The organism is Sphingopyxis sp. MWB1, from assembly GCF_000763945.1.
Lineage (GTDB): Bacteria > Pseudomonadota > Alphaproteobacteria > Sphingomonadales > Sphingomonadaceae > Sphingopyxis.
Map to the genome: position 1 here is coordinate 1 of NZ_JQFJ01000005.1, position 26,014 is coordinate 26,014.

Here is a 26,014-nt window from a genome sequence, read left to right on the forward strand (position 1 = left end):
TTGCCGTTCCTCTCTTTTCTCCGCGTCTCCGCGGGAATGCTATCTCTTCTCCCTCTGCGTTCTCTGCGCTTCTGTGCGAATCGGATTCTTTTCCTGCGCGCCGGGGCGTGGATGCCGGATCAAGTCCGGCATGACGAATGAGGGGAAGCGGATAGCCCGAAGGCGCATGATGAGGGCTCAGCGTACGCCGAACCGCCAGCGCAGCAGGGGGCGGGCGAGGAGGAGGCCGGCCAGAAACCCGCCGACATGCGCCCAGATGGCGACCGCGCCAAAGCCGGCGCCCGCGGCAAGGCCCAGCGCGAGTTGCAGGCCGATCCACGCGGCGGCAAGCCAGAGGGCGCGTACCCAGTGGCTGGGGATGGGGCCGATGGCGGGGGCCTGACTGCGCCCGAAGATCAGCGCATAAACGGCGATGAGCGCCGAAATGGCGCCACTCGCGCCGATCATCGGCACTTGGGAGGCGGGGTCGGCAAGGCCTTGCGCCAACGCGCCCGCATAGGCGCCCGCGATGAGCAGGATCGTCATCGCCTTGCTGCCGAGCGGCGCCTCGAGCTGACGGCCGATAAACAGCAGGATGACGATGTTGAGCGCCAGATGGAGCCAGCCGCCATGCAGAAAAGCCGACGACAAGGGCGTCAGCACAAAGGGCATGAAAAAGCCGGGCGGCAGGATGAGATCAGCGTTGAAGCGCGCCGGGATGAACCCAGCGCGGACGATGGCGTCGAGGTGCAGGCCCGTGATCAAAAGCAGCAGGTGAAGCGCCACACAAGCCAGCGCATAGACCGTGACCAGCGGGGCTTCCTGCTGCCTGATCATCGCGGGATCAGATGAATTCGATCTTGGTCACCAGATAATATTTGTCGCCCGAAGGCACGGTGACTTCGATTTCATCGTCCACCTTGCGCCCGATGAGCGCGCGGCCGAGCGGCGAATTATAGCTGATCTTGCCGACCTTTGCATCGGCTTCGGCCTGGCCGACAATCTGATATTTCACCGGCTTGTCATCTTCGTCCGACAAGGTGACCGTCGCGCCGAACACGATGCGGTCACCCGACAGGCTGGTCGGGTCGATCACTTGCGCGCGCGACAATTTATCTTCCAGATCGCCGATGGTCGCCTCGACCTGGCCCTGGCGTTCCTTGGCGGCGTGATATTCGGCATTTTCCGAAAGATCGCCATGCGCGCGCGCTTCCTCGATCGCATCGACGATCAGCGGGCGCTCGGCCTTCAGCGCAGCGAGCTGCGCGCTGAGCTTTTCATAGCCTTCCGCCAGCATCGGCACCTTTTCAACGCTTGCCATGTTTCTTTCGTCCTTCGTCAATAATTCACCGCCGGCGAAACCTTCGCCGGGCGGCTGAGCCGCTGCTTCCGTCAATGTCGGGGGATGAAGCGGTTTTTCAATAATAGTCCTGAAGGGGCTTTACTTCAAGAGAGCGTGCGCGAAGCGCCCCGATCGCCGCGGTCGCGGCATCGCTGCCGGCGGCCGTGGTGTAATAGGCAAGGTCCGCGCCCAGCGCCGAAGCGCGGATCGACTGCGAATCTTCGAGGCTCTGCCACCCTTCGGTGGTGTTGAAGATCAGCTGGATGTCGCCATCCTTGATCCGGTCGACGATATGCGGGCGCCCTTCGGCAACCTTGTTCACCCGCTCGACCGTGATGCCCTGCCCTTCCAGATAGGAGGCAGTGCCGCCCGTGGCGACGACCTGCCAGCCCCAATCGGCCAGCTGGCGCACCGCGCCGACGATGCGGGGCTTGTCGCTGTCCTTCACCGATACAAAGACGCGGCCATCGGTCGGCAGCCGGTCGCCCGCGCCAAGCTGCGCCTTGGCAAAGGCGAGGTTGAAGTCGCCGTCGATCCCCATGACTTCGCCCGTCGATTTCATTTCCGGGCTGAGCACCGGGTCGGTGCCGGGGAAGCGCGCGAAGGGGAAAACCGCTTCCTTCACCGCGACATGGTCGATGTCGCGGTTAATTTTGGGAAGGTTGGCGAGCTTTTCGCCCGCCATCACCCGCGCCGCGATTTTGGCGATGGGCGAACCCACCGCCTTGGCCACGAATGGCACGGTGCGACTGGCGCGCGGATTGACCTCGATCAGATAGACGTCCTTGTCCTTGACCGCATATTGGACGTTCATCAGCCCGCGCACGCCAAGCGCGCGCGCCAGCGCATCGGTCTGCCGCTCGATTTCGGCGATAACATCGGCGGGCAGGCTGTAGGGCGGGATCGAGCAGGCGCTGTCGCCTGAATGGACCCCGGCTTCCTCGATATGTTGAAGCACGCCCGCGACCACGACATCGTCACCGTCGCAAATCGCATCGACATCGACCTCGATTGCATCGCGCAGATATTGGTCGATGAGAACGGGGCTGTCGCCCGACACCTGCACCGCGGTTTCGATGTAATTTTCAAGCTGCGCCTGATCATCGACAATTTCCATCGCGCGCCCGCCCAGGACATAGCTGGGACGGGTGAGCACCGGATAGCCGATGCGGGCGGCGACCGCGACGGCTTCCTCGCGGCTGCGCGCAATGCCATTGTCGGGCTGTTTGAGGCCGAGCTTGGTGACGAGCGCCGCGAAACGTTCGCGGTCTTCGGCAAGGTCGATGGCGTCGGGCGAGGTGCCGAGGATGGGAATGCCCGCGTCCTCAAGCGCCTGCGCGAGTTTCAGCGGGGTCTGGCCGCCGAACTGGACGATCACACCCGCCAGCGTCCCCTTTGACATTTCGACCTGCAATATTTCGAGCACATCTTCCGCCGTCAGCGGCTCGAAATACAGGCGGTCCGACGTGTCATAATCGGTCGAGACGGTTTCGGGATTGCAATTGACCATGATGGTTTCAAAGCCCGCGTCTTCGAGCGCGAAACAGGCGTGGCAACAGCAATAGTCGAACTCGATCCCCTGCCCGATGCGGTTGGGGCCGCCGCCGAGGATGACGACCTTGTTGCGCTCGCTGGGGTTCGCTTCGCATTCGGGCGCGCCAAAGGTTGGCGCTTCATAGGTCGAATAAAGATAGGGGGTTTGCGCGGCAAATTCGGCGGCGCAGGTGTCGATGGTCTTGAACACCGGGCGCACACCCTGCTGATGGCGCAGCGCGCGCACATCGGTTTCGCGCATATTGCCGCCCGCCAGCGCGGCGAGCCGCTGGTCGGAAAAGCCCATGGATTTCAGGCGCCGCAGCGCGGCGGCATCCTGCGGCAGGCCGTCTTTTGCCACGGTCTGCTCCGCCGCGATGATTTCGGCCATGCGCTCCAGGAACCACATGTCATAGCCCGCGACGCGGTTGATTTCCTCCAGCGACAGGCCTTCGCGGATCGCCTGCGCGGCGTTGAGCAGCCGGTCGGGGGTGCGGCGGGCGAGTTCGCTGCGAAGCTGGTCATGGCTTGCGCCCTCCAGCCGCTTGACCTCGTCAAAGCCCGACAGGCCGGTTTCCAGCCCGCGCAGCGCCTTCTGCATCGATTCATGGATGGTACGGCCGATCGCCATTACCTCGCCCACCGATTTCATCGCGGTCGACAACAGGGGTTCGGCGCCCTTGAATTTTTCAAAGGCAAAGCGCGGGATCTTGGTGACGACATAGTCGATCGTCGGCTCGAACGACGCCGGGGTGACGCCGGTGATGTCGTTCATGATCTCGTCGAGCGTGTATCCAACCGCCAGCTTCGCCGCGACCTTGGCGATCGGGAAGCCCGTCGCCTTCGACGCGAGCGCCGACGAGCGCGAAACGCGCGGGTTCATCTCGATCACGATCAGGCGGCCGTCCTTGGGATTGACCGCGAACTGGACGTTCGACCCGCCCGTTTCGACACCGATCTCGCGCAGCACCGCGATGCTCGCGTTGCGCATGATCTGATATTCCTTGTCGGTCAGCGTCAGCGCAGGCGCGACAGTGATGCTGTCGCCGGTGTGCACGCCCATCGGATCGACATTCTCGATCGAACAGATGATGATGCAATTGTCCTTGCGGTCGCGCACCACCTCCATCTCATATTCCTTCCAACCGAGGAGCGATTCCTCGATCAGGACTTCGGTGGTCGGCGAGGCGATCAGGCCGCCGCGGACGATATGCTCGAACTCCTCGCGGTTATAGGCGATGCCGCCGCCGGTGCCGCCGAGCGTGAAGGACGGACGGATGATCGAGGGCAGCCCGGTGCGTTCGAGCACGGCAAAGGCTTCTTCCATCGAATGGGCGATGCCGCTGCGCGCGCTTTCAAGGCCGATCTTGTCCATCGCGTCGCGGAATTTCAGCCGATCCTCGGCCTTGTCGATCGCCTCGGCATCGGCGCCGATCATCTCGACGCCATATTTTTCGAGCGTGCCGTCGTTGAACAGCGCAAGCGCGGTGTTGAGCGCGGTCTGCCCGCCCATCGTCGGCAGCACCGCATCGGGGCGCTCCTTTTCGATGATCTTGGCGACAATCTCGGGCGTGATCGGCTCGACATAGGTCGCGTCGGCCAGCTCGGGATCGGTCATGATCGTCGCGGGGTTGGAGTTGACGAGGACGATGCGATAGCCCTCCTCCTTCAGCGCCTTGATCGCCTGCGTCCCCGAATAGTCGAACTCGCACGCCTGACCGATAACAATCGGGCCAGCGCCGATGACGAGGATGGATTTTATGTCAGTTCTTTTGGGCATTATATATTATCCAGATCTAGGCCGGTTTTGTTCTTCACAATCGATTTCACTAGGTCGACGAGCAGTCCCGCGCGTACGCCCTTCGCCAGTGTACCAAGAGCAGCCGCCGCGTCGTCGATTGCCAGCAGCACGCCTACCTTTATCTGGACTAGGCGCAAACTAGCAGATGACCACAGGGTCTGAGCTGCCGTTAGGCTAGCAAGGATTCTGTCTCGATCTTCGAGATCGTTCGCTCCTCGCACTTGTTCGATCAGCCCATCTAAACCGGCTCGGACTTGATCAAACTCTTTGCTTTTCGCATCCAGCGCAACTATTTTTAGCTTAATTTCCTGAGATTCCATGGTATTTTTGAAATCTCGATTTGGCTTTTCAGTTTCAAAGGTCAACCACTTCCAACCATTTGGAATGGGAGTTGTTTCTCTCGGAGATACGTCGGAGAGGATCTCTTCCTTTCGGGCGTCAATGGTCAACGATGTTGCACCCAACGATGCCAAAACGTGCTTAAGTACTGCGCTGTAACGAGTTCGTTTGATTAATGCTGAAGTTCCATCATGGGTGCGGCTCACATCGACCCAACCAAAATCTTCCCACTCACTGACAAGCGAATCTAGCCAGCTTTCAGGGAAAGCCAGATCGTACTTTTCGTGAAGGGCAGAGAGCCGAACATACGTTGATGGATCGACTTCATACTCCATAAGCAACGCAAATAGGAATGCCTGTTCAGCCTCCTCAACATTGCTCACCTGCTCGTCTCCAACCCGCCCACAAACTTCTCGAACAGATAGAAGCTGTCCTGCGGCCCCGGGCTCGCCTCGGGGTGATATTGCACGCTGAACGCCTTTTTCCCCGTGATCGCGATGCCGCAGTTCGATCCGTCGAACAGGCTCTTGTGCGTTTCTACCACACCCGCGGGCAGAGTCGCGGCGTCGACCGCGAAGCCGTGGTTCATGCTCGTGATCTCGACCACGCCGTCCGCAAAATCGCCGCCGATGCGCTGCACCGGATGGTTCGCGCCGCGGTGGCCCTGGTGCATCTTGATCGTCTTCGCCCCCGCCGCGAGCGCGAGCAGCTGGTGGCCAAGGCAGATGCCAAAGATCGGAATGTCGCGTGCCAGCAGCCCCTGGATCACCGGCACCGCATATTCGCCCGTCGCCGCCGGGTCGCCGGGGCCGTTCGACAGGAACACGCCCGCGGGCTCGAGCGCGAGCACCTCATCCAGCGTCACGGTCGCCGGCACCACGGTGACGCGCGCGCCGGCTTTCACCAAGTTGCGGAAGATATTGTCCTTCGCGCCATAATCGATCGCGACGACATGGGGGCGATCTTCCCCCCTCCCGCTTGCGGGAGGGGTCGGGGGAGGGCCTGTTTCGGTCGAGGCGGAGGTCGACATGCCCTCCCCTAGCCCCTCCCGCAAGCGGGAGGGGGATTCATAGCCCTTGCCCAGCGCCCACACGCCGGCGTCCCAGCCGCCGGTGTCGCCGCGGCTGACCTCTTTCGCGAGGTCCATGCCTTCCAGCCCCGGCCAGCTGCGCGCCATCGCAAGCAGTTCGTCGATGTCGAACTGGCCATTTGGGCTGTGCGCAACGACGCCGTTCGGCGCGCCCGCGTCGCGGATGCGGCGGGTCAGCGCGCGCGTGTCGATGCCCGCCAGGCCGATCAGCCCCTGTTCGGCCATCCATTCGGGAAGCGTCTGCACACTGCGGAAATTGCTGGGGGCGGTCGGCAGCTCGCGCGTGATCGCGCCCACCGCGGCGCGCTTGTCGCGCTCGATGTCCTCTGGGTTCGCGCCCACATTGCCGATGTGCGGAAAGGTGAAGGTGATGATCTGCGCCGCATAGCTGGGGTCAGTCAATATCTCCTGATAGCCCGTCATCGACGTGTTGAAGCAGATTTCGCCGACCCCGGCGCCGGTTGCGCCATAACCAATGCCCCATAGCAGGGTGCCATCGGCCAGGACGAGGACGCCCGTTGCCCCCTCGGGCTTTGCCTGGGCGGGGGTCTGGGCTGCGGGCGCGACGGTAGGCGCGGCAGTGGGTGTGGCTGGTGCCATTCAACATGCTCCGGTCGGGGGGCTAAACGGCCGACCAATTAGGGCGCAAAAAAATGATTCACAATCTATCGGATTATGAATCTTGTCGTTAAAGAGACTTTTTTCCGCAATGGCAGCGCATGGGGACAACGCATGATTCGCGATGACATCAAGGCTGCGCAGGTTGCCGCGATGAAGGCCGGCGACAAGGCGCGGCTGGGCACGATCCGGTTGATATTGGCCAAGATCAAGGACCGGGACATCGAATTGCGCACGAGCAAGGCGCCCGATGACGACGATGCGCTGGTCACCGATGTTTTGCAGAAAATGGTGAAACAGCGCCGCGAATCGATCACCATGTATGAACAGGGCGGCCGCCAGGAACTGGCCGACGCCGAAGCCGCCGAAGTGGCGGTGATCGAAGAATTCCTGCCCGCGCAGATGAGCGAAGAAGAAGCGAAAGCGGCGATTGCGGCGATTGTTACCGAACTGGGCGCGTCGAGCGTCAAGGATATGGGCCGGGTAATGGCCGCGGTGAAGGAGCGCCATGGCAGCCAGCTCGACATGAGCAAGGCCAGCGGCTGGGTGAAGGCGGCGCTGGGTTAAACCCGCTGGCGGCGCTGCCCACCCCCGCCCCCCCGCAAGCGGGAGGGGGATAATCAAACCGCGACGTATCACCTCCCCTCCCGCTTGCGGGAGGGGTCGGGGGTGGGCATACCGCCCTGTGATGGACGGACAGTTTCAGCCCCGTAACACGCCGCGCGCTAAGGCGCTCCGAAATGCCGCAACCCCAGCGGAACGGAGGCTGTGGCGCCATCTTTCCGGCCGAAAAATCGGCGGGTGGAAATTCAGCCGTCAAATGCCCGTGGGGCAATATTTTGCCGATTTTCTTTGCAGGGAAGCCCGGTTGATCGTCGAACTGGATGGATATTCGCACGACATGCGCCAAGGCTACGACCGTCATCGCGATAGCTGGCTCGCGGCCAATGGCTATCACATTCTGCGCTTCACCAACGACGAGGTGCTGGCCAATATCGAAGGCGTGGTGAGAGAGATCGCGCGCAGTCTGGCCCTTCTGCCCACCCCTGCCCCCTCCCGCAAGCGGGAGGGGAACCAGTGACCCTCACGCCGCAATGGCTGGATGAGCTGCGGTCGCGCATCACCTTGTCGACGCTGATCGGGCGGACGGTGAAGATTATACGCGCGGGGCGCGAGTATAAGGCCTGCTGTCCCTTTCATAATGAAAAGACGCCCAGTTTCACCATCAATGATGAAAAGGGTTTTTATCATTGTTTCGGCTGCGGCGCGCATGGCGATGCGATCCGCTGGATGACCGAGCAGCGCGGGCTGGGGTTTATGGATGCGGTGAAGGAGCTCGCCGTCGAGGCCGGGATGGATGTCCCCGCCCCCGATCCGCGCGCCGCCAAAAAGGCCGAGGCGCAGGCGAGCCTGCGCGATGTGACGCAGGCCGCCGCCGACTGGTTCGCGCAGCAATTGGCGAGCAGCAATGGCGCCCCGGCGCGCGACTATCTGAAACGGCGCGGCATTTCGGATGCGACCCGCGAGGCCTTTGGTTTTGGGCTCGCACCCGACAGCCGGGGCTCGCTGAAAGAGGCGCTGAAGAAATTTCCGACGCAAATGCTGGTCGAGGCGGGGATGCTGATCGCGGTCGATGGCAAGGAGCCTTATGACCGGTTTCGCGGCCGGTTGATGATCCCCATTCGCGATGCGCGCGGCCGGGTGATTGCCTTTGGCGGCCGAATTTTGGGGGATGGCGAACCCAAATATCTCAACTCCCCCGACACGCCCTTGTTCGACAAGGGGCGGGTTCTTTACAATCTCGACAAGGCTTCGCCCGCGTCGCGGCGCACCAACCGGGTGATCGTCGTCGAAGGCTATATGGACGTCATCGCGCTCGCTGAAGCGGGGATTGCCGATGCGGTGGCGCCGCTGGGCACCGCGCTCACCGAAAATCAGCTTGGCCTGCTCTGGCGGATGATGCCGGTACCCGTCCTTTGTTTCGATGGCGATGCGGCGGGGCAAAAGGCGGCGATGCGCGCGGCGGCGCGCGCGCTGCCGCTGCTGCGCCCCGGTTTCAGCCTCGCTTTTGCCACGCTGCCCCCGGGGCAGGACCCCGATGATCTGGTGCGCGCCAAGGGGGCCGAGGGCTTTGAGGCGATATTGGAAAGCGCCGAGCCGCTGGTAGAGCGCCTGTGGGCGCATGAGGTCGCCGCTGGGCCGCTGACGACGCCTGAGGAGCGCGCGGCGCTGAAATCGCGCCTTCTCGCCCATGCCGATGGGATCGAGGATGCCGATGTGCGCCATCATTATCGCGAAGCGTTTCGCGAGCGGCTCGATGTGCTGTTCGCCCGCGCGCGTCCCGAGCGGAGCGCGCGTCAGCCCTGGACCGGCGGCGCCGGCGCGCGTGGCGGCTGGGGCGGCGGGCGGCGCTTCCAGCCCGACCCCCGCCTGCAACCTCCGGGCGCCGAAACGCGTATCATCGGCGAGGCAGGAATTTCCGCGCCGTATATCGCCGCGCTGCTCGCCGGATTGCTGCGTCATCCGTCAGCATTGGCGCGCCATGAGGAGGAATTGTCACGGCTGTTTATCCCCGATTCTGCCGACGCCGAACTGCTGGCCGTCATGCTTGACAGCGCAATTGCCCACGAAGGGCTTGATTGCGAGGGGTTGCTTGCCATATTGGAGCCAATGAAAGTGTATAATAGGGCGACGACGCTGCTCCGAGCCGATGGAATGCACTTTTCCTTCACCCGGCGGCTGGAAGATAGCGACGAGGCCGAAGCGGCACGGGAAACCGCGCTTCGTGACCTGGATGAATATATCGGCGTGCTGGTAACCCAGCCGGAAATCCGTGCCCGGCTGGCCGAGGCAACAGCGGAATTCCAACGCACGATGGACGAGGAAGGACTGGCGCGACAGCAGACACTGCGCGCGCTGGACGAGGATTTGACCCGTCGACTGGCGGCGCTGAGCGAAAACAGCAGCCAGTTTTGACAATGGATAATGCCCTTTAGGCAGGAAGAATATGGCCACCAAAAGCAAAGCCGAAACCGATGCTCCGCTGATCGACCTCAACGAAGCCGATGTCAAAAAGCTGATCGCCCGCGGCAAAAAGCGCGGATATCTGACCTATGACGAGCTCAATGAGGCGTTGCCGCAGGACCAGATGTCATCCGAGCAGATTGAGGACGTCATGTCGGCCATTTCCGACATGGGCATCAATATCGTCGAAAGCGACGAGGATGTGCAGGAAGAGGCCGAGCAGGAAGCCGACGAGGAAGTCGATGTCGCCGCCGGAACCGGCGCGGTCGCCGCGCCTGCGGTCGAAAAGAAGAAGGAAACGGTCGATCGCACCGACGATCCCGTTCGCATGTACCTGCGCGAAATGGGCGCGGTCGAGCTGCTGAGCCGCGAGGGCGAAATTGCCATTGCCAAGCGCATCGAGGCCGGGCGCGACACGATGATCCTCGGCCTGTGCGAAAGCCCGCTGACCTTTAACGCCATCATCGAATGGTCGAATGCGCTCAACAATGGCGATATGCAGCTGCGCGAGATCGTCGATCTGGAAGCGATGCTGTCCAAGGACCCGGCGCCCGAAAATCTGGAAGAAGAGGGCGAAGGCGCCGACGGCGAGATCAGCGAGAAAAATGCCGGCGTTTCCTTCAAGGAAGAAGATGACGTCGAAGAGGAAGAAGCCGACGCCGATGGCGAAGAGGGCGAAGGCGGCGCAAAGAAGCGCGAAGGCTTTGACGATGATGATGAGGACAACACGCTGAGCCTCGCCGCGATGGAGGAATTGCTTACCCCCGACGCGCTGGAAAAATTTGCTGCCATCACCAAAAGCTTCAAGGCGTTCCAGAAACTGCAGGACGCGCGGCTGGAATCGCTGTCGGCGGGCGAGGATTTTCCCGCTGCGTCAGAGAAGAAATATCACAAGCTGCGCGAAGAGCTGACCGCGCAGGTCGAAAGCGTGCAGTTCCACGGGACCAAGATCGAATATCTGGTCGACCAGCTTTACAGCTACAACCGCCGCCTGACCGCGCTGGGCGGCCAAATGCTGCGCTTGGCCGAACGCCACAAGGTGCCGCGCAAATCCTTCCTCGATCATTATATCGGCCGCGAGCTGGAAGAAACCTGGCTGGAAGATGTCGCCAAGCTCGACAAGAAATGGGCGGCTTTCGCGGAAAATGAAGCCGAAGCGGTGGACCGCATCCGCACCGAAATCAGCGAAATCGCGCAAGCGGCTGGCATGAGCCTGGTCGAGTTTCGCCGCGTCGTGAACATGGTGCAAAAGGGTGAGCGCGAAGCGCGTATCGCGAAGAAGGAAATGGTCGAGGCGAACCTGCGCCTCGTCATCTCGATCGCCAAGAAATATACGAACCGCGGGCTGCAGTTCCTCGACCTGATCCAGGAAGGCAATATCGGCCTGATGAAAGCGGTCGACAAGTTCGAATATCGCCGCGGCTACAAGTTCAGCACCTATGCGACTTGGTGGATCCGGCAGGCGATCACTCGCTCGATCGCCGACCAGGCGCGCACGATCCGGATCCCGGTCCATATGATCGAGACGATCAACAAGCTGGTGCGGTGCAGCCGCCAGTTCCTGCATGAAAGCGGCCGCGAGCCGACGCCGGAGGAAATGGCCGAGCGCCTGTCGATGCCGCTCGAAAAGGTTCGCAAGGTGATGAAGATCGCCAAGGAACCGATCAGCCTCGAAACGCCGATCGGCGACGAGGAAGACAGCCACCTCGGCGATTTCATCGAGGACAAGAATGCCGTCATCCCGGTCGACGCCGCCGTGCAGTCGAACCTGAAAGAGACGGTCACGCGCGTCCTAGCCTCGCTGACGCCGCGTGAGGAGCGCGTGCTGCGCATGCGCTTTGGCATCGGGATGAACACCGATCACACGCTGGAGGAAGTCGGCCAACAGTTCAGCGTGACGCGCGAACGTATCCGCCAGATCGAGGCCAAGGCGCTGCGCAAGCTCAAGCACCCGTCGCGCAGCCGCAAGATGCGCAGCTTTCTCGATCAATAAGCGCACGCCGCGCCCGCGCGGCCCCGCCTTTCGTCGAAATATGCAGGCGTCTGGTCTAACCGGACGCCTGTTTTTTTGAACGCGCCGCTATTTAGGGTGCGACCACCAAAAGGTGGCGCTCTCCCCTCCTGCCTTTTGCGGCAGCCAAATAATATGGTGAAAATTACCGACTGTCGGGAATTTTTTCTTAAGCCACCGAGCCGCCAAGGCTCATAAAATGGTCGTTAGCCGCATTTTCCGGTCATTCGGGCCATTTGGCACAAGGTTTGCGAAGCACAGGGCGAAGGCGGGGATCATCCCCACGCCACAGAGAAAGACGATAAAATGGATCAGGACTCCCCCAATCTTTTTCGTCGCCGCGACACTTTTTTCGGCATTTGCGAAGGCATCGGCCAGGATTTCGGTTTCAACCCGCTGTGGTTGCGTCTGGCCTTCGTCATGCCGCTCTTTTTCTTCCCCGTACAAACCGTCCTCGGCTATTTCGGCCTGGGGCTGGTGGTGCTCGCATCGCGGCTGATCTTTCCACCGCGCAAGACGGCGCTGCCCGCGCTGATCGAGGTGGAAGCAGAGAGGCAAGCCGCGGCCCCGGTCGCGGCGGACGAAGCAAAGGTCGCCATAGCTGCCTGAACATCACGGCAGGGGCTTTGCTCCGAAATTAAGGCTTTTTCGACAAAAAAGGGGGGTTCGCGCGAAACCCCCTTTTTTCGTCCCTCACTGGCACAGCTTTCTCCCCATTTCGGGGCGGTCATATACGCGACGTTTACGACAGAGGCCTATGGTCATCCTTTGATGCACGACGTCGCGGATGGGCCTGCGCCCCCAATCCTGCGCCCCCAATGAGGAACAAGAGTTGAGCCAGATAATCTCCCCCCTGCCCCAGCCCCCCGATACCGCCCAGCTGCTGGACGAATTGGTCGGTGGCAAGGGAACGGGCGCCCATCCTTATGTTCGGTCGGGCGCCCTGTCCGAAGCCCCCGAAGCGATGCGCAATCTGGCCGACGCCGTTCATTTCCTGTGCCTGCTCCACGGGCGTCACCCCGGCGTGGTGGACAGCGCCGCACTGAAAAATGTCGACCCCGAAGCACGCGCGTGGCTGGAAGAGGCCGTCGAGGCCTTTGCCGACGAACGCGCCTTTTTGTCGCACATTGCTGCCGCCGTCGGCCCCGTACCCAGCACGCCGGGACAGGCGCAGAGCGAAGCGACCGTCGCGGCTCAGCGCCGCGCACTCGACATGTTGGCGCAATCCGACCGCCATGGCTGCGCGGTGGGGGCCGCCCTTGCCCTGACGCTCGATTGGTGCACGATCCGCGTCCTGCTCGACATCAGCGCCGCCCGGCTCGACCTTGCGGCCAATCCCAGCCACTTGCCCGACCTTCGCGCAACGGCGGCGCTCGCCGCCCGGCTGGGTGCATCCCCACCCATTCAGCGCGCCATGCTGTTTGGCGCCAAACAGTTGCTGCTTCAGCATCAGGGCCTGTGGGATTTGATGATGGCACGCGCCAAGGCGCGCGGGACCATTTGAGCCAGCGGGCCGCGCCCGCTTTCCCTCTTTGAACGAAACGAAACAGCGCACCGGCGCGCGGGCCATGCTTGCGCGCCCCCGCCGCCATCGCTATGCCGGTGACGATTTACGTTCACGTTAAGGGAAAGGCAGCACGCCCATGCGCTTTGAAGGAACCAGCGCCTATATTGCCACCGACGATCTGAAGGTCGCCGTCAATGCCGCGACGATGCTGCGCCGTCCCCTGCTGGTCAAGGGCGAACCGGGAACCGGCAAGACGGTGCTGGCCGAACAAATTGCCCAGGCATTTGACGCGCCGCTGATCACCTGGAACATCAAATCGACGACCAAGGCGCAGCAGGGCCTGTATGAATATGACGCGGTGGCGCGGCTGCGCGACGGACAGCTTGGCGAAGAGCGGGTCCACGACATTCGCAACTATATCAGGAAGGGCAAGCTGTGGGAGGCTTTTACCAGCCCGAAACTCCCCGTCCTGCTGATCGACGAGATCGACAAGGCCGATATCGAATTTCCGAACGACCTGCTTCAGGAACTCGATCGCATGGCCTTTCATGTCTATGAGACCGACGAGACGATCACGGCGAAGGAACGCCCGATCGTCGTCATCACGTCGAACAATGAAAAGGAATTGCCCGACGCATTTCTGCGCCGCTGTTTCTTTCACTATATCAAATTCCCTGACCGCGACACGATGGCCGAGATTGTCGAGGTGCATTTCCCTGGCATCCAGAAGACGCTGGTGAGCCGGGCCATGGATATTTTCTATGATGTGCGCGAAGTGCCGGGGCTCAAGAAAAAGCCCTCGACCAGCGAGCTGATCGACTGGCTGAAGCTGCTCTTGGCCGAGGATATGCCGCTCGAAGTGCTGCAGAACCGCGATGTCGGCAAGGCCATCCCGCCGTTGCACGGCGCACTGCTCAAAAATGAGCAGGATGTGATGCTGTTCGAAAAGCTCGCCTTTATGGCGCGGCGCCAAGGCGGCTGATCAGGGCGGCTGAGATGAACGGGGGGCGCTGTATCGTCATCACCACGACGGTCGGCAGCGCCGAAGCAGCGGAGCGCATCGCAGACGCGGTGATCGCCGAGCGCCTCGCCGCCTGTGTGCAAAGCTGGCCGATCTCGAGCCGCTATCGCTGGCAGGGCGCGGTCGCAGCCGACAGCGAGATACGGCTGGAGATGAAGACCATAAACGAGCGCGCCGAGGCGCTGGTGGCGCGGGTAGCGGCGCTCCATCCCTATGAGCTGCCCGAAATATTGGTAGCAAGCGTGGCCGCTTCCGAAGCTTATGCGGCGTGGGTCGAAGCGGAGACGCGCTGAGAGGCCCCTATAGCCGGTAAGCCACCTCGACATCGCCCCAACGGCGGCCGTTGATGATTGCGGGCACATAGACGTTGCGGACGGTCACATAATTGCGCCCGTCGCCTTCCTGCCGATAGACCGCCATGAAGAAAGCCGCATTGCTGCGTTTCGCGGCGGCATCGGTGGCGTCGAATAAAATGCGGCCATTGCGGCAATGGGCGGTGTCATGTTCGAGGTCGCCCGTCGGCGCGCGCGAACATTCGGTGACATGGGTAGGCAGAAAGCCGTTCATATCCGCCGCCGAAGACATTTTGACCTGATCATGGCTGGCGACGATGCGGTCGAAAAGCGGGCGCCAATTGGCGTCGGCCCAGTCGCTGAGGCTGGTGCGGTACAGGGGCGGGTTGGACCCGGGCACCAGACGATAATCGGTATCGAACAATTGCTCCATCGTCAGTTCGCCGCGCTCGATGGCGCGTTCGGCGAGCGACACAAATTCGTCGCGCACCTGCCCCGCCAGTTCGACCACCGCGGAATCGGCGGGGCTGACCCCGGCGGAGATCACCGTGTTAAACATGCGGTTCGAAACATGTTCCATCGACAGGATCGAATCGCGGGTCGCGTTCAGGGTCGCGCCATTCTCGCGCACCGATTGCACCACATGGTCGAGCGCGCCGCGCACCTTGGCGCCATTGGCATGGACCATGGCGGAGCTTTGCGCGATGCGGTCGCTTTGATCGTCGAGCATGGCGACGAGATGCGTGGCATCGTGCAGCGCGTCGGTGATCGTTTCGAACTGCGCCTCGGCGCGGCTCGACTGTTCGACGCCGGTCTGGATTTCGGCGACCAGCCCGCCCGCTTCGGCGGCAAGGCTGCCGATGGTGCGGCGAATTTCGTCGGTCGCGCCGCGCGTATTTTGCGCGAGCTTTTTCACCTCGGCCGCGACGACGGCGAAGGTGCGCCCGGCATCGCCCGCGCGTTCAGCCTCGATCGCGGCATTGAGCGCGAGCATATTGGTCGTTTTGGCGATGGATTCGATGGATTTGCTGACCTGCTGCACCTGTTCCATCACCGAGGCGAAGTTTGTGACATGGGTGCCCAGCCGCGCGACCAGCCCGATGACCGAGCGGAATTCGGCGACGGCGTTATGAACCCGCTCTGCCCCCCGGTCGAGCTGTTCGCAGGCGCGCGCCGACAAGAGCTTGGCTTCGTCGGTCGAATCGGCAATCTGGCGCTGGTCGGCCTCCAGGCTGACGACGAAATCTTCAAGCCGGCCCAGTTCCTCAACCTGCCGGTCCATCTGGTCGGTAGCCCTTTTTATCTGCCCCGCCGCCTCGCTGCATCCGACCGCCAGTTCGCCGCAATCGCTGGCGACCGACTGGTCGAGCACCGGCTCACTCGAATGGATCGGATCATATTTCATCTGGGCCCCCATGAAATGATCGCGATGCTATGCCGAATATTGGTTAACGGGGCGTCAACTTACTCCGCCGGGGCGGGCGCGGATGCGGCTGCGCCGTTTTCCGACGCCAGCTTGTCGCTGACCGCGCGGATCACCAACGCTTCGTCATCCTGCAAATAGCGGCGGGCGAGCGCCTGAAGCTCCGCCGGAGTCGCCGCCTTCACTGCGGCGATAGCGTTGCGGCTGCGGTCGAGCCGTTCGGGGTGCGAAGACGCCTCGGCAACATAATTCAGCCAATAGCTATTCTCGCCGCGCGCCTTGGCCATCGCCTCGACCATCGGTCGCCGCGCGCGGTCGAGCAGGTCGGCGCTGACCGGCGCATCGCGAAGATCCCGCGCGATGGCAAAAATCGCGGCGCGCGTGGTCGCGAGATGGCCCGCATCGACATTGCTGGCGGCGTAAAGATAGCCATAGCCCGGAAATTCGCTCGACAGGCTGACGCCCGCGCCGGGGCTGTAGCTTTCGCCCAGCCGTTCGCGCAATTCCTCGGTCAGCTTGAGCCGCATGACGCGCGCGAGCAGGGTGAGGCGCATCGCTTCGCCCAAGTCGCTGTCGTCGCGCGCGGGCCAGTAAACGCGCAGTTCCGCCTGATCGGCTGGCCCCTTGTGAATCAGGGTGCGGTCCTGCCGGTCGCGCGCAAAATGGCGTTCGCGCGCTTCGGTTCGCGGATCGAAGGCCGCGCGGCGTGGCGGTAGCGCGCCAAAGCTGGCGGCGATGGCGTCGATCACCGCCTGTTCGTCGATGTCGCCGACGACGCCGATCTCGATGGCGCCATGGGCGAGACTGTCGGCGATGGCGGGTTTCAGCCCCTCCCAATCGAGCGCCATGGCGGTTTCGAGCGGCGGGATTTGCGCGCGGGGGTCGCCGTCGGCGAGAATAGCGCCTGCGTCGCGTCCCATCACCGCCCCCGGCGTTGCGTCCATCGCCGCATAGCGCTGCGGCAGGCTGCGGCGAATGAGGGCGAGCCCGTCGGCGCGATAGCCGGGATAGCGCAGGAAGGCCGCCATCAGCTTGGCCTGAAGGGCAAAATCCTCCGGCGTGGTGACGACGCTGCCGCCAAAGGCATCGGTATCGCTGCCGAAAACCGGGCTGACCGCGCGGCCCGCGAGGATCGAGCGCAGATCATCGCTGCTATGCGCCTCCAACCCGCCGAGCGACAGATAGCGCGCGAGCGCGACCTTTGTCGGATCATCGCGCGTCGCGAGCAGATTGCCGCCATCGACGCGCACCGACAAATAGACACGATCCTTTTGAAAAATCGTCTTTTTGATGTTGAGCATCACATGATTGGCAAAGCGGATGCGGCGGATGCCGAGATCCTTAACCCGGCTATCCCCGACAATCTTTCCGGGCGCGCCGAAATTTTGATAGGCGAAATCCTGCGCCTCCGTTTCCTGAGGACGCGCGACGGCGATTTGCTGTGCGGCGCCCCACGCGTCGAGGATCACCGCATCGCCCCCCGCGATCGGCTTCTTGGCGGTAACGCGCAGCAGCGGCGCGCTAAGCCCCGTCATGCGGGCGCGAAAGGCGTGAGTAATCGACGCGGCATCCAGCGTCGGGGCTGCTTCCTCGAACAAGGCCAATGCGGTGTCGGGATGGCTGACGACAAATTCGCCGTCGGCAGCGCGGATCAACTGGTCCGCGAGCGATTCGCTGCGCCGGGTTTCGGCTCCGGCGGCGCTGTTGCGAAGCGCGGTGCGCTGGGTGGCAAGCTGTTCGGCGACCTCAGCCTCGGTAAAGCCATAGAGGATCGCGCGGCGCCATTCCTGTTCGATCAATTCCAGCGCCTCGCGCCACGCCCCCTCCTTGGCGGCGGCGCTGATTGTCACCTGTTCGAACGTCTGCCATCCCGACGCATCGCCGAAGCTACCGCTCAGGATCGGCGAATCTTCTTCCATCGCGCGTTTGGCGAGACGGCGGTTGATGATCGCCTCGCCGATATTTTCGGCTGTGCGGCGATAGCGGCGCGCGCGGCTGTCGGCTTCATCAGTCCAGGGGCGAAAGGCGGTGATCGACACGCTGTCCTGAATGGCAGGATCGACAAAGCTGTCGGCGGCGGCCGGGCGGTCATAGTCGACGTCGCCAATATCGGGGTCCGCCCCCGCTTCGCCCTGCCCGTGCCAGTCGGAAAAGCGCGCCTTGATCTTTTCCTCGACCTTGGCCGCGTCGAAGTCGCCGACCACGACAAGCGTCGCACGTTCGGGCCGGTAATAACGCTGGTAAAGGTCGCGCAGCCGCTCCGCCGGGGCAGTGCGGATCACCTCTTCAGTGCCGATGGGCAACCGGTCGGCGACGATCATCCCCTCCATCTGGAAGGCCAGCCGGTCGACGAGATTGCGAAGCTGATAGGTATCGCGCGCGCGCCGTTCGGACAGGATAACGCCGCGTTCCCGGTCCACCGCATCCGGCGCAATCGTCAGTTCGCTCGCGGTTTCGCGCATCAGCATCAGCCCGGTGTCGACGAGATCGTCCGAAGTGCCGGGCAGGTTGAGCTTGTAGATGGTTTCGTCAAAACCCGTCGAGGCATTGGTGTCGGCGCCAAAGGACAGACCCTTGCGCTCGAGCAGCCTCACCATCTCGCCTTCGGGAACATGCGTTGAGCCGTTGAAGGCCATATGTTCAAGAAAATGGGCAAGCCCGCGCTGATCCTCCGCCTCGTCAAAACTGCCGACGGCAAAGCGCAGACGGATGGCGGCGCTGTTGAGGGGGCGCTTGTTGGCGCGCACGGCATATTTCATCCCGTTGGGAAGGACGCCGAAGCGCACCGCCGGGTCGGGCGCGATGTCGCTGCCTGCAAAATTCCACGCCTTGGCCGCCGCGTCCTGCGGATTGGTGGCAGACGGCGCTGGCTGGCCCGATTCCTTGGCAGCGACAGGGACGGATGTAACGGCGAGAAGGGCGAGCGGCGACAGCGCAGTGGCGAAGCGCCGGAAAAATATCCGGGTCATCCGTCCGTTCTGGGGATGAATTCGCCAGCGTCAAGGCGCGTGGGAGAAGCTGGGGTCGAATTTCGACAGGCGGTCAGCTGGCTTGCCCCCGGCCGGATCGTCACCCCGGACTTGATCCGGGGTCCATTTACGCTCCCTAGGCTGGATCCCGGATCACGTCCGGGATGACGATGTTAGGCTTTTGGGGCCACCGGTTAGCTGGTGGAACCCTCAGCCCTTTTTCTTGCGGTGGCTTTCGAGGTCAAGAACCGCGGTATCGCCGCCTTCGGGCATCAGGCCCAGGCGGCGGGCGACTTCCTGATAGGCTTCAACCTCACCGCCGAGGTCACGGCGGAAACGGTCCTTGTCGAGCTTTTCACCCGAGCTCATGTCCCACAGACGACAACCATCGGGGCTGATTTCATCGGCGAGGATGATACGGCTGAAATCGCCATCATAGAGCCGGCCGAATTCGAGTTTGAAATCGACAAGGCGGATGCCGATGGCGGCGAACATGCCCGACATGAAATCATTGATGCGGATCGCCATGTCCTGAATATCGTGCAATTCATCCTGGCTGCACCAGTTGAAGCAGGCGATATGCTCCTCGGCCACCAGCGGGTCACCGAGCGCGTCATCCTTGTAGCAATATTCGATGAGCGTGCGGGGCAGTTGCGTCCCCTCTTCGATACCCAGCCGTTTGGTGAGCGAACCCGCGGCAACATTGCGAACAATGACTTCGATCGGGACGATTTCGACCTGACGGATCAATTGTTCACGCATGTTGAGGCGGCGGACGAAGTGATGCGGCACGCCGATATTGCCGAGCAGGGTGAAGACATGCTCCGAAATACGGTTGTTGAGCACGCCCTTGCCATTGATCGTCCCGCGTTTCTGCGCATTGAAGGCGGTCGCGTCATCCTTGAAATATTGGATCAGCGTGCCAGGTTCGGGGCCTTCGTAAAGGATCTTGGCTTTGCCTTCGTAAATCTGGCGGCGGCGGGCCATGGGCAGCAACTTTCTGTCGGAACGAAATGAATGGCCCCGGCGCATGCGACTCAGGCAAGAGGCGCGGTGCCGGGGCGATGGCGCCCTATAGCGCCAAAGCCGCGCCGCGTCATCATCGACGTGGCGCGAGGGGTGAAGGCGCCACTTTCCCCTTGATTGCCACGGTCATTGACGATGGCTTGGGATGGCTTCGTCGCTTCGCTCCTCGCAACAACGAACGGGCAGACAAGGCTTACGTTTACGTAAAGGGCTTGCAATGCGCCCGCCTGCTTGCAACGCTGCGCCAAACCAAAGGAGAGACCGATGCGCTTTGACCAGATCAGCCTCGACAAGCAGGAAGGGGTCGCGCTGCTCACGCTCAACCGTCCCGACCGGATGAACGCCTTTACCACGCAGATGATGCTCGAAATTGTCGCAGCGCTCGATGAGTGCGACGCCGATGATGCGGTGCGCGCGGTAATCTTTACCGGCGCGGGCGACCGCGCCTTTTGCGCCGGGGCCGATCTGGGCGGGGGCGCAGCGACCTTTGACTATGACAAGCGCAGCGACAAGGCGGCGATCTTGCCCGAAGGCACGGCGCCAAGCCCGGTGCGCGCGGATGGCAGCATCGATTGGTCGCACCCGCTGATCCGCGATTCAGGCGGGCGGGTATCGATGCGGATTTTCGAGGCGAAAAAGCCGGTGCTGGGGGCAATCAACGGAGCGGCGGTCGGCATTGGCGCGACGATGACGCTGCCGATGGATGCCCGGCTGGGGAGCGAGACGGCGCGTTACGGCTTTGTCTTTGCGCGGCGCGGCATTGTGCCCGAAGCGGCGTCAAGCTGGTTCCTGCCGCGCCTTGTCGGGATCAGCCATGCGGTCGATCTTTGCTATTCGGGACGGCTGATCGGCGCGGAGGAAGCGCGCAAAAAGGGGCTGGTGCAATCGGTTCACGCCCCCGGCACGCTGATCGACGCCGCCATCGCCAAGGCGCGCGAGATGACCGAGCATAGCGCGCCGGTGTCGGTGGCGCTGACCCGCCATATGCTGTGGCGCATGCTGGGCGCGGCCCATCCGATGAGCGCGCACCGCTGGGACAGCCGCGCCATCTTCGCGCGCGGACGCAGCCCCGATGCGGCCGAAGGGGTGACCAGCTTTCTGGAAAAGCGCCCGCCGAATTTCACCGCCAGCGTGGCGGAGGATTATCCGTGGTTCGGGGAGTTTGAAGAAGCGCCGCCGTATAGCTAGGGCGAGATTGTTGGGAGCCGACAGCCAACCGTGCCTCACCCCGTCGTCATTCCGGGCTTGACCCGGAAGCCCGTTTTTTCTTGCGCTCATGCGCAAATCAGCGGGCCCCCGGATCAAGTCCGGGGTGACGGGGTTATTGGCCCGCCTTCCTCGCCGCATTATGCGCCGCGGCGGCGCGGATCAGGGCGGTGAAGGCCTTTGCATCCAGCGCATCCCCTTCAAACAGGTCGATGGCGCGGCGGGTGTTGCCGCCGAAGCCGGCATTGAACAACCCCGCCGGATCGTCGAGCGCGGCGCCATGGGCAAAGGTGAATTTCACCTTGTCCTTATAAGTTTCGCCGGTGCAGAGCAGGCCGCGATAGTCCCAGGCGATGACGCCCAGCGGATTGCTGGGCTTGCGCCATTTGATCGCCTCCGCAACCTCGGGCTCCGCCGCGCGGATCAGGGCGCGCGCCTCAGCCAGCATCCCGCCGCGCCAGCCGCCTTTTGCAGCGATATGGTCGGTGACGGGATCATCGGCGCCGCTCATAATTTTTCGCCCGGAAGCGCGCTTGCCTGCCGGACCCAGTCGGCGAACTGCTCCGCGTCGAAATCATCTTCATGGATATGATAATAGCGCGTGTCGCCGCTTTTCGAGGAAACGGGCGGGATGGGCTTTAGCGACTGGCCGCGAAAGAAAGTGATCTTTATATATTTGTCGAAGCAATGATAGCTGAGGAACCAACCTTCGCCTTCGCGGCCATAGAAGGGCGAATTCCATTTCACCGCCTTGGCCACCCCCGGAATTTCGCGCGCGATGATCGCGTCAATCAGTGCGCCAATGGGGCTTTTCCAGCCCGGCATGGCGGCAATATAGGCCTGCACCGGGCCATCCCCCTCGCCCTTCGGGATTTGGGGATTGCCGCCCGAAAGCAATGTCGGTGTCTTGCTCATGGCTCACTCCGCCGCGCGCCGACGGCGCATCGCATAGGGCTGAAAGAAAAGGTAAAGGCCGCTGGCCATGAGCAGGAAAAGCGGTGCGAGAGGAACAAGAAACAACCATTGCGGCGGCTTAATGCCAAAGCCCTGCACCGCAAAAAGCATGATCACCAGCAAGGTGAAGGCCATCGACAGCCAGCGGTGAAACTGGCGAATCCCGTGCGAGATTTTCATTCGTCCTCTTTCCTTTCCCTAAGCAATCAGTCGATGCGCGTCAGCAAGCCGCCCAACGCCTTCAGGAAACGGGGCCAGCCAGCCTTTGCGCCATGATAGGCAAGCTGGTTTTCGGGCGCGAATCCTGTCTGTTCCATTCTCAGATGGGTTCCGCCTTCGGTCGGCGTCAGCGTCCAGGTGACGATGCTGTCGAGTCCCTTACCCGCCCAGCTATAGCAAAGCCGGTGCGGGGGATCGGCCTCCAGCACCTCGCAATCGACATGGCCCCAATCGGCACCAAAGCTGAAACGGTGCCCCGGTGTCGCAGCGACATCGCCCGCCATCAGCCATTCGGCGACCAGATGCGGCTGCGTCAGCGCGCGCCACAATTTCTCGGGCGGATGCGGAAACTGCCGTTCGACGACGACCCGCCGCTGTTCAGGGACCGCGCCGCTCATTGATCCATCCGGTTCAGGAGATCATCCAGCCCGTCGAAACGGCTTTCCCAAAAAGCCTCCATCCGCCGCGTCCAATCGGTGAGCGGGGCCAGCGCCTCGCGCTGCGCGGTATAATGGGTCTGGCGCCCCTCGACGCGCGGCACGACCAGCCCCGCCATTTTGAGAATGGCGAGATGCTTGGAAACGGCGGGCTGCGATATGCCCGCCTGATCGGTCAGCGCGCCCACGCTCGCCGCGCCCTCCTCGCACAGCCGCTCGAACAGCGCGCGCCGGGTCGGATCGGACAGCGCCTTGAAAAGCAGGTCGGGAGCAGCTTGCGTCAATTCATAACCTCCGGGCTATGAATTGACGCATAACTATTTAGTTATGAATGAGTCAAGTCACCTCATAGGCGCGGGCACCATGGGCAACGCTCATGCTGTGCGAGCCCGAGAGCGCGGGGTCATGCGTGCGGATGGTGGCGACATTGTGCCAGCTTGCTGTCATCCGGTCGCGCGTCAGCTTGACCGTGACATATCCGCGATCCTGTGTGTTCGCCCATTGCAACTGCGGCGAGGAAGCGCGGAGCGCGCTGGTGCGGACGCTGTCCGAAATGTCGGGCGTATAGGCATCAAAGCCGGGCGAGGTAACGCTGTGTCCGCCGACCTCGACGCCCGCCGGGCGGCCATCATGCTGCAGGTTGAACGCCCAGGCATTGTGGCTGTCGCCCGCGAGCGAGACGAAATTGGCGCCTGCGCTCTGCGCCGCGCCGAGCAGCCGCTCGCGCGCCGCAGGATAGCCGTCCCAGCTATCCATGTTGAGCGGCAGCCCGGCTTTCGCCGCAAGCTGTGACACTTCGATACGGCGGCGGACATAGTCGGGCTGATCAGCGCCGAACCAGTTGCGCGATTCGGGCGGGCTGAACAGCGACCCCATCAATACCTGCTGCGCGCAAATCTGCCAGCGGGTCCCCGATTGGACCGAGGCGGCGAGCGCATCGAGCAGCCATTTTTCCTGTTGCTGCCCCAAAAGCTGGCGGGCGGGGTCGCGATATTCGCTGTCGGCAAAGGCGCGCAGCGTCGCGGCGACATCGCCCTTGTCCTTTAATATGTCGCCGAGTTCAAAGGGCTTGGCGCGCCCCGAAATGCGCGTTTCGGGAAGGAAGATGGTGGCCAGGTCACCCAGTTGATACTGACGCCAGCGCTGATCCGACACGGGCATCCATTCGCGATAGGCGCGTTCGGCCACCGCGCGGCGGTCGGCCCATTCGCCCTCCCCCTCATTGTGATTTTGCGCGCCGTCGGTCCACGCATCATTGGTGAATTCATGGTCATCCCATTGCGAAATGACCGGGAAAAGCTGGTGCAGCCGCTGCAGATCGGGATCGCTGCGATAGGCGGCATAGCGCAAGCGGTAATCGGCGAGCGCGACAATCTCGTGGCTCGGCTGGATCAGCCGGCCGGGAAGCGCCTGCGCCGCGGAGGGATAATTGCCTACGGGATATTCATAAAGATAATCGCCGACATGGACCGCAAGGTCGATATCCTGCCGCGCGGCGGCATGGCCATAGGCGTTGAACCAGCCAAAAGGCAGGTTCGAGCAGGAGAAAAGCGCGAGGGTGAAATGATCCACCCGGCCCGCTGGCAGGGTGCGGGTGCGCCCCGTGACCGATTTCGTCCCATCCGGCGCGATGAAACGGTAAAAATACCAGCGCCCCGGCGAAAGGCCGTCCACGACGATCTTGGCAATATGGTCGCGCGCGCGCGCCGCGGTCACCTGTCCCCCGGCGAGGATCTTCGCAAAATCGGGTGTGTCGGAAAGCTCGACATCAAGCAGGGCATCGGATGACGCGGCATAGCGCGTCCACAAAAGGACGCTGTCTGTCCCTGGTTCGCCGCTCGCCACGCCATGGGTAAAGCCGCCCGCCATCATCGCGCGCGCGGCGCCGGGAAGCGACAAAGCCGCTAGGCCCCCGGTCCCCAATTGAATCAAGAGGCGGCGGTCGATCTGGTTCCAAAGCTGATGCATCGCGATTCCCTTTGCTGTTTCGCGAGGCACATGCCCCCACTTTGTTACGCTTTTGCGCTACGCCGCCACCCCCATGCCCAGCAGGATCAGCAAAAAGGTGATTGCAGCGAAGAGACTGAAATAAAGCAGCAAATTCATCCGCACAAAGGCGCCGAAACGCGACGAACGATAGGCGCCGCGAAGTTGCCGATACATGTGAAAGGGGATGTACATAATCGCCAGCGCAGTCGCCGCCTGCCCAAAAATCGTCAGATTGACGAGGCGGACGGCGACGAACAGCAGCAGCACGAAACTGATCGAATAGGTCACAAAGACAAAATGATCATAAGTGTGGAAGCGGCGGCTGAACGGATAAAGCATCCACATGAAGGGCAGCGAGAGCGGGATCAGCGCCCACGCGAATTTATACGCATTCGCCTGAAGTTTATAAATGACCAGTCCGGGGTTCGCGACGCCCTTTTTGAGGCTTTTGTCGATAAAGGGGATTCCGGTATCCACCTTGGTCCGGGACAGGAATTCCGCGCCGGTTAAAATCTGGGCGGTGGGATCGTCGAGCACCGGCGGCCCCTTGTCGCGTTCCTCGTCGCTCATCGAGGGGACCATGCCCAGATAGTCCGCGCTTTTATGAAGGGTGGCGCGTCGTTCGACCAGCGCATCGCGCTCCGCCGGTGGCACGCCGGTCGCGGCGAGCCGTTTGTCGATGCGGTCAATCGCTTCCTCAAAACTGGACGTCAGGGCATTGCTGCGTGTCTGTTCCGCCGCCGCGCGCGCGATCTGTTCGCCGATGCCGCCCCCCGGGCCAACCATCGCGAGGACGATATAGGTGAGGAAGACCGCGAACAGAAACAGAGCCAGCGGCGAAATAAACCGCGCGCGCTCGCCATGAATATAACGGCGCGTCAAATCCCCCGGTCGCCATGCAAGCAGCGGGAGCGTGTTCCAGATTTTTCCTTCGAAATGGAAAATGGCGTGAACGAGATCATGGCCGATGGCGCTGAAGCTGCGATGAAGATCGGCCTTTTGCCCGCAATAATGGCAATGCGGACCGGTAAGCAATGTCCCGCAATTGAGGCAGCGTCCGCCCGGCCGCGCGCGGCCCTCCCCATGTCCGGCCTCGACCGCCCGGCCCGCAAGGCCCGCGGTCACCGCCGCCCCCACTGCTTCGATATCCCCGTTCATGTGCCTTGCCTAATCCTGTCGGAAGGACCGCGCAACGGGACTTTCACCGCGCGGGCAAAGCATGATAGGGCGCAG

General features: G+C 62.6%; 25 protein-coding genes. 10 read left to right on the forward strand and 15 right to left on the reverse strand.

The window, feature by feature from the left end; genetic code table 11:
* Positions 1 to 177: 177 nt before the first annotated feature.
* From JV18_RS0113145 to carA, 5 genes are all read right to left on the reverse strand, one after another.
* Positions 178 to 816 carry a rhomboid family intramembrane serine protease gene (locus JV18_RS0113145; protein WP_052072253.1) on the reverse strand — a complete coding sequence of 213 codons (639 nt, stop codon included), beginning with the start codon at positions 814 to 816 and terminating at the stop codon, positions 178 to 180.
* Between the two features lie 7 nt (positions 817 to 823).
* A complete protein-coding gene (greA, locus tag JV18_RS0113150) occupies positions 824 to 1,300 on the reverse strand; it encodes a transcription elongation factor GreA (protein WP_033075626.1) in 477 nt (158 codons plus the stop codon).
* Between the two features lie 97 nt (positions 1,301 to 1,397).
* Entirely contained in the window at positions 1,398 to 4,634 is a 3,237-nt protein-coding gene (carB, locus tag JV18_RS0113155; RefSeq protein WP_033075439.1) for a carbamoyl-phosphate synthase large subunit, read from the reverse strand.
* Complete coding sequence (locus tag JV18_RS15270; RefSeq protein WP_144243978.1) at positions 4,634 to 5,377, reverse strand: hypothetical protein; 744 nt, start codon at positions 5,375 to 5,377, stop codon at positions 4,634 to 4,636. The genes carB and JV18_RS15270 overlap by 1 nt, the downstream gene beginning before the upstream one ends.
* The gene (gene carA, locus JV18_RS0113165) at positions 5,374 to 6,684 is read right to left on the reverse strand and encodes a glutamine-hydrolyzing carbamoyl-phosphate synthase small subunit (protein WP_033075441.1); all 1,311 of its coding nucleotides are present in this window, start codon (positions 6,682 to 6,684) and stop codon (positions 5,374 to 5,376) included. The genes JV18_RS15270 and carA overlap by 4 nt, the downstream gene beginning before the upstream one ends.
* Positions 6,685 to 6,816: 132 nt before the next feature.
* Between carA and JV18_RS0113170 the strand changes: the two genes are divergently transcribed.
* The 8 genes from JV18_RS0113170 to cutA all read left to right on the forward strand — a co-directional run bounded on the left by JV18_RS0113170 (position 6,817) and on the right by cutA (position 14,558).
* Complete coding sequence (locus JV18_RS0113170; protein ID WP_033075627.1) at positions 6,817 to 7,269, forward strand: GatB/YqeY domain-containing protein; 453 nt, start codon at positions 6,817 to 6,819, stop codon at positions 7,267 to 7,269.
* Between the two features lie 121 nt (positions 7,270 to 7,390).
* Positions 7,391 to 7,783, forward strand: coding sequence for an endonuclease domain-containing protein (locus JV18_RS0113175; RefSeq protein ID WP_033075442.1), 393 nt, complete (start codon positions 7,391 to 7,393; stop codon positions 7,781 to 7,783).
* A complete protein-coding gene (dnaG, locus tag JV18_RS0113180) occupies positions 7,780 to 9,678 on the forward strand; it encodes a DNA primase (RefSeq protein ID WP_033075443.1) in 1,899 nt (632 codons plus the stop codon). The genes JV18_RS0113175 and dnaG overlap by 4 nt, the downstream gene beginning before the upstream one ends.
* A gap of 31 nt (positions 9,679 to 9,709) precedes the next feature.
* Entirely contained in the window at positions 9,710 to 11,719 is a 2,010-nt protein-coding gene (gene rpoD, locus JV18_RS0113185; RefSeq protein ID WP_033075444.1) for an RNA polymerase sigma factor RpoD, read from the forward strand.
* Positions 11,720 to 12,043: 324 nt separating this feature from the next.
* Complete coding sequence (locus tag JV18_RS0113190; protein ID WP_033075445.1) at positions 12,044 to 12,346, forward strand: PspC domain-containing protein; 303 nt, start codon at positions 12,044 to 12,046, stop codon at positions 12,344 to 12,346.
* A gap of 223 nt (positions 12,347 to 12,569) precedes the next feature.
* Positions 12,570 to 13,241 carry a DUF6975 family protein gene (locus JV18_RS0113195; RefSeq protein WP_033075628.1) on the forward strand — a complete coding sequence of 224 codons (672 nt, stop codon included), beginning with the start codon at positions 12,570 to 12,572 and terminating at the stop codon, positions 13,239 to 13,241.
* Between the two features lie 139 nt (positions 13,242 to 13,380).
* The gene (locus JV18_RS0113200; protein WP_033075446.1) at positions 13,381 to 14,226 is read left to right on the forward strand and encodes an AAA family ATPase; all 846 of its coding nucleotides are present in this window, start codon (positions 13,381 to 13,383) and stop codon (positions 14,224 to 14,226) included.
* A 14-nt stretch (positions 14,227 to 14,240) separates the two neighbouring features.
* Positions 14,241 to 14,558 (forward strand): divalent-cation tolerance protein CutA, encoded by a 318-nt coding sequence (gene cutA, locus JV18_RS0113205; protein WP_033075447.1) that lies wholly within the window; start codon positions 14,241 to 14,243, stop codon positions 14,556 to 14,558.
* A 7-nt stretch (positions 14,559 to 14,565) separates the two neighbouring features.
* On the opposite strand, the gene JV18_RS0113210 is transcribed toward cutA, so the two are convergent.
* The 3 genes from JV18_RS0113210 to purC form a co-directional block, all read right to left on the reverse strand.
* A complete protein-coding gene (locus tag JV18_RS0113210) occupies positions 14,566 to 15,963 on the reverse strand; it encodes a methyl-accepting chemotaxis protein (protein WP_033075629.1) in 1,398 nt (465 codons plus the stop codon).
* Between the two features lie 59 nt (positions 15,964 to 16,022).
* On the reverse strand, positions 16,023 to 18,950 hold the full coding sequence (locus JV18_RS0113215; RefSeq protein ID WP_052072254.1) for a M16 family metallopeptidase: 2,928 nt from the start codon (positions 18,948 to 18,950) through the stop codon (positions 16,023 to 16,025).
* A gap of 210 nt (positions 18,951 to 19,160) precedes the next feature.
* A complete protein-coding gene (gene purC / locus JV18_RS0113220; RefSeq protein ID WP_033075448.1) occupies positions 19,161 to 19,937 on the reverse strand; it encodes a phosphoribosylaminoimidazolesuccinocarboxamide synthase in 777 nt (258 codons plus the stop codon).
* Positions 19,938 to 20,014: 77 nt separating this feature from the next.
* On the opposite strand from purC, the gene JV18_RS15690 reads away from it, so the two are divergent.
* Together JV18_RS15690 and JV18_RS0113230 are read left to right on the forward strand one after the other, a co-directional pair.
* Complete coding sequence (locus tag JV18_RS15690; RefSeq protein WP_033075449.1) at positions 20,015 to 20,251, forward strand: hypothetical protein; 237 nt, start codon at positions 20,015 to 20,017, stop codon at positions 20,249 to 20,251.
* On the forward strand, positions 20,241 to 21,164 hold the full coding sequence (locus JV18_RS0113230; RefSeq protein WP_033075450.1) for a crotonase/enoyl-CoA hydratase family protein: 924 nt from the start codon (positions 20,241 to 20,243) through the stop codon (positions 21,162 to 21,164). Before JV18_RS15690 ends, JV18_RS0113230 begins: the two co-directional genes overlap by 11 nt.
* A gap of 133 nt (positions 21,165 to 21,297) precedes the next feature.
* Here JV18_RS0113230 and JV18_RS0113235 read toward each other — a convergent pair whose 3' ends face one another.
* Genes JV18_RS0113235 through JV18_RS0113265 form a run of 7 tightly spaced genes read right to left on the reverse strand, consistent with a single transcriptional unit; the run spans position 21,298 to position 25,939 of the window.
* A complete protein-coding gene (locus JV18_RS0113235) occupies positions 21,298 to 21,693 on the reverse strand; it encodes a DUF1801 domain-containing protein (RefSeq protein WP_033075451.1) in 396 nt (131 codons plus the stop codon).
* On the reverse strand, positions 21,690 to 22,097 hold the full coding sequence (locus JV18_RS0113240) for a DUF1801 domain-containing protein (protein ID WP_033075452.1): 408 nt from the start codon (positions 22,095 to 22,097) through the stop codon (positions 21,690 to 21,692). Before JV18_RS0113240 ends, JV18_RS0113235 begins: the two co-directional genes overlap by 4 nt.
* 3 nt (positions 22,098 to 22,100) lie before the next feature.
* Entirely contained in the window at positions 22,101 to 22,316 is a 216-nt protein-coding gene (locus JV18_RS0113245) for a hypothetical protein (protein WP_033075453.1), read from the reverse strand.
* A gap of 26 nt (positions 22,317 to 22,342) precedes the next feature.
* Positions 22,343 to 22,753 (reverse strand): SRPBCC family protein, encoded by a 411-nt coding sequence (locus tag JV18_RS0113250; protein WP_033075454.1) that lies wholly within the window; start codon positions 22,751 to 22,753, stop codon positions 22,343 to 22,345.
* Positions 22,750 to 23,076 carry an ArsR/SmtB family transcription factor gene (locus JV18_RS0113255; RefSeq protein ID WP_033075455.1) on the reverse strand — a complete coding sequence of 109 codons (327 nt, stop codon included), beginning with the start codon at positions 23,074 to 23,076 and terminating at the stop codon, positions 22,750 to 22,752. Before JV18_RS0113255 ends, JV18_RS0113250 begins: the two co-directional genes overlap by 4 nt.
* Positions 23,077 to 23,128: 52 nt before the next feature.
* Positions 23,129 to 24,760: an alkaline phosphatase D family protein gene (locus JV18_RS0113260; protein ID WP_033075456.1), complete on the reverse strand. Its 1,632-nt coding sequence runs from the start codon at positions 24,758 to 24,760 to the stop codon at positions 23,129 to 23,131.
* Between the two features lie 57 nt (positions 24,761 to 24,817).
* Entirely contained in the window at positions 24,818 to 25,939 is a 1,122-nt protein-coding gene (locus JV18_RS0113265) for a DUF3667 domain-containing protein (RefSeq protein WP_033075457.1), read from the reverse strand.
* Positions 25,940 to 26,014 lie beyond the last annotated feature (75 nt).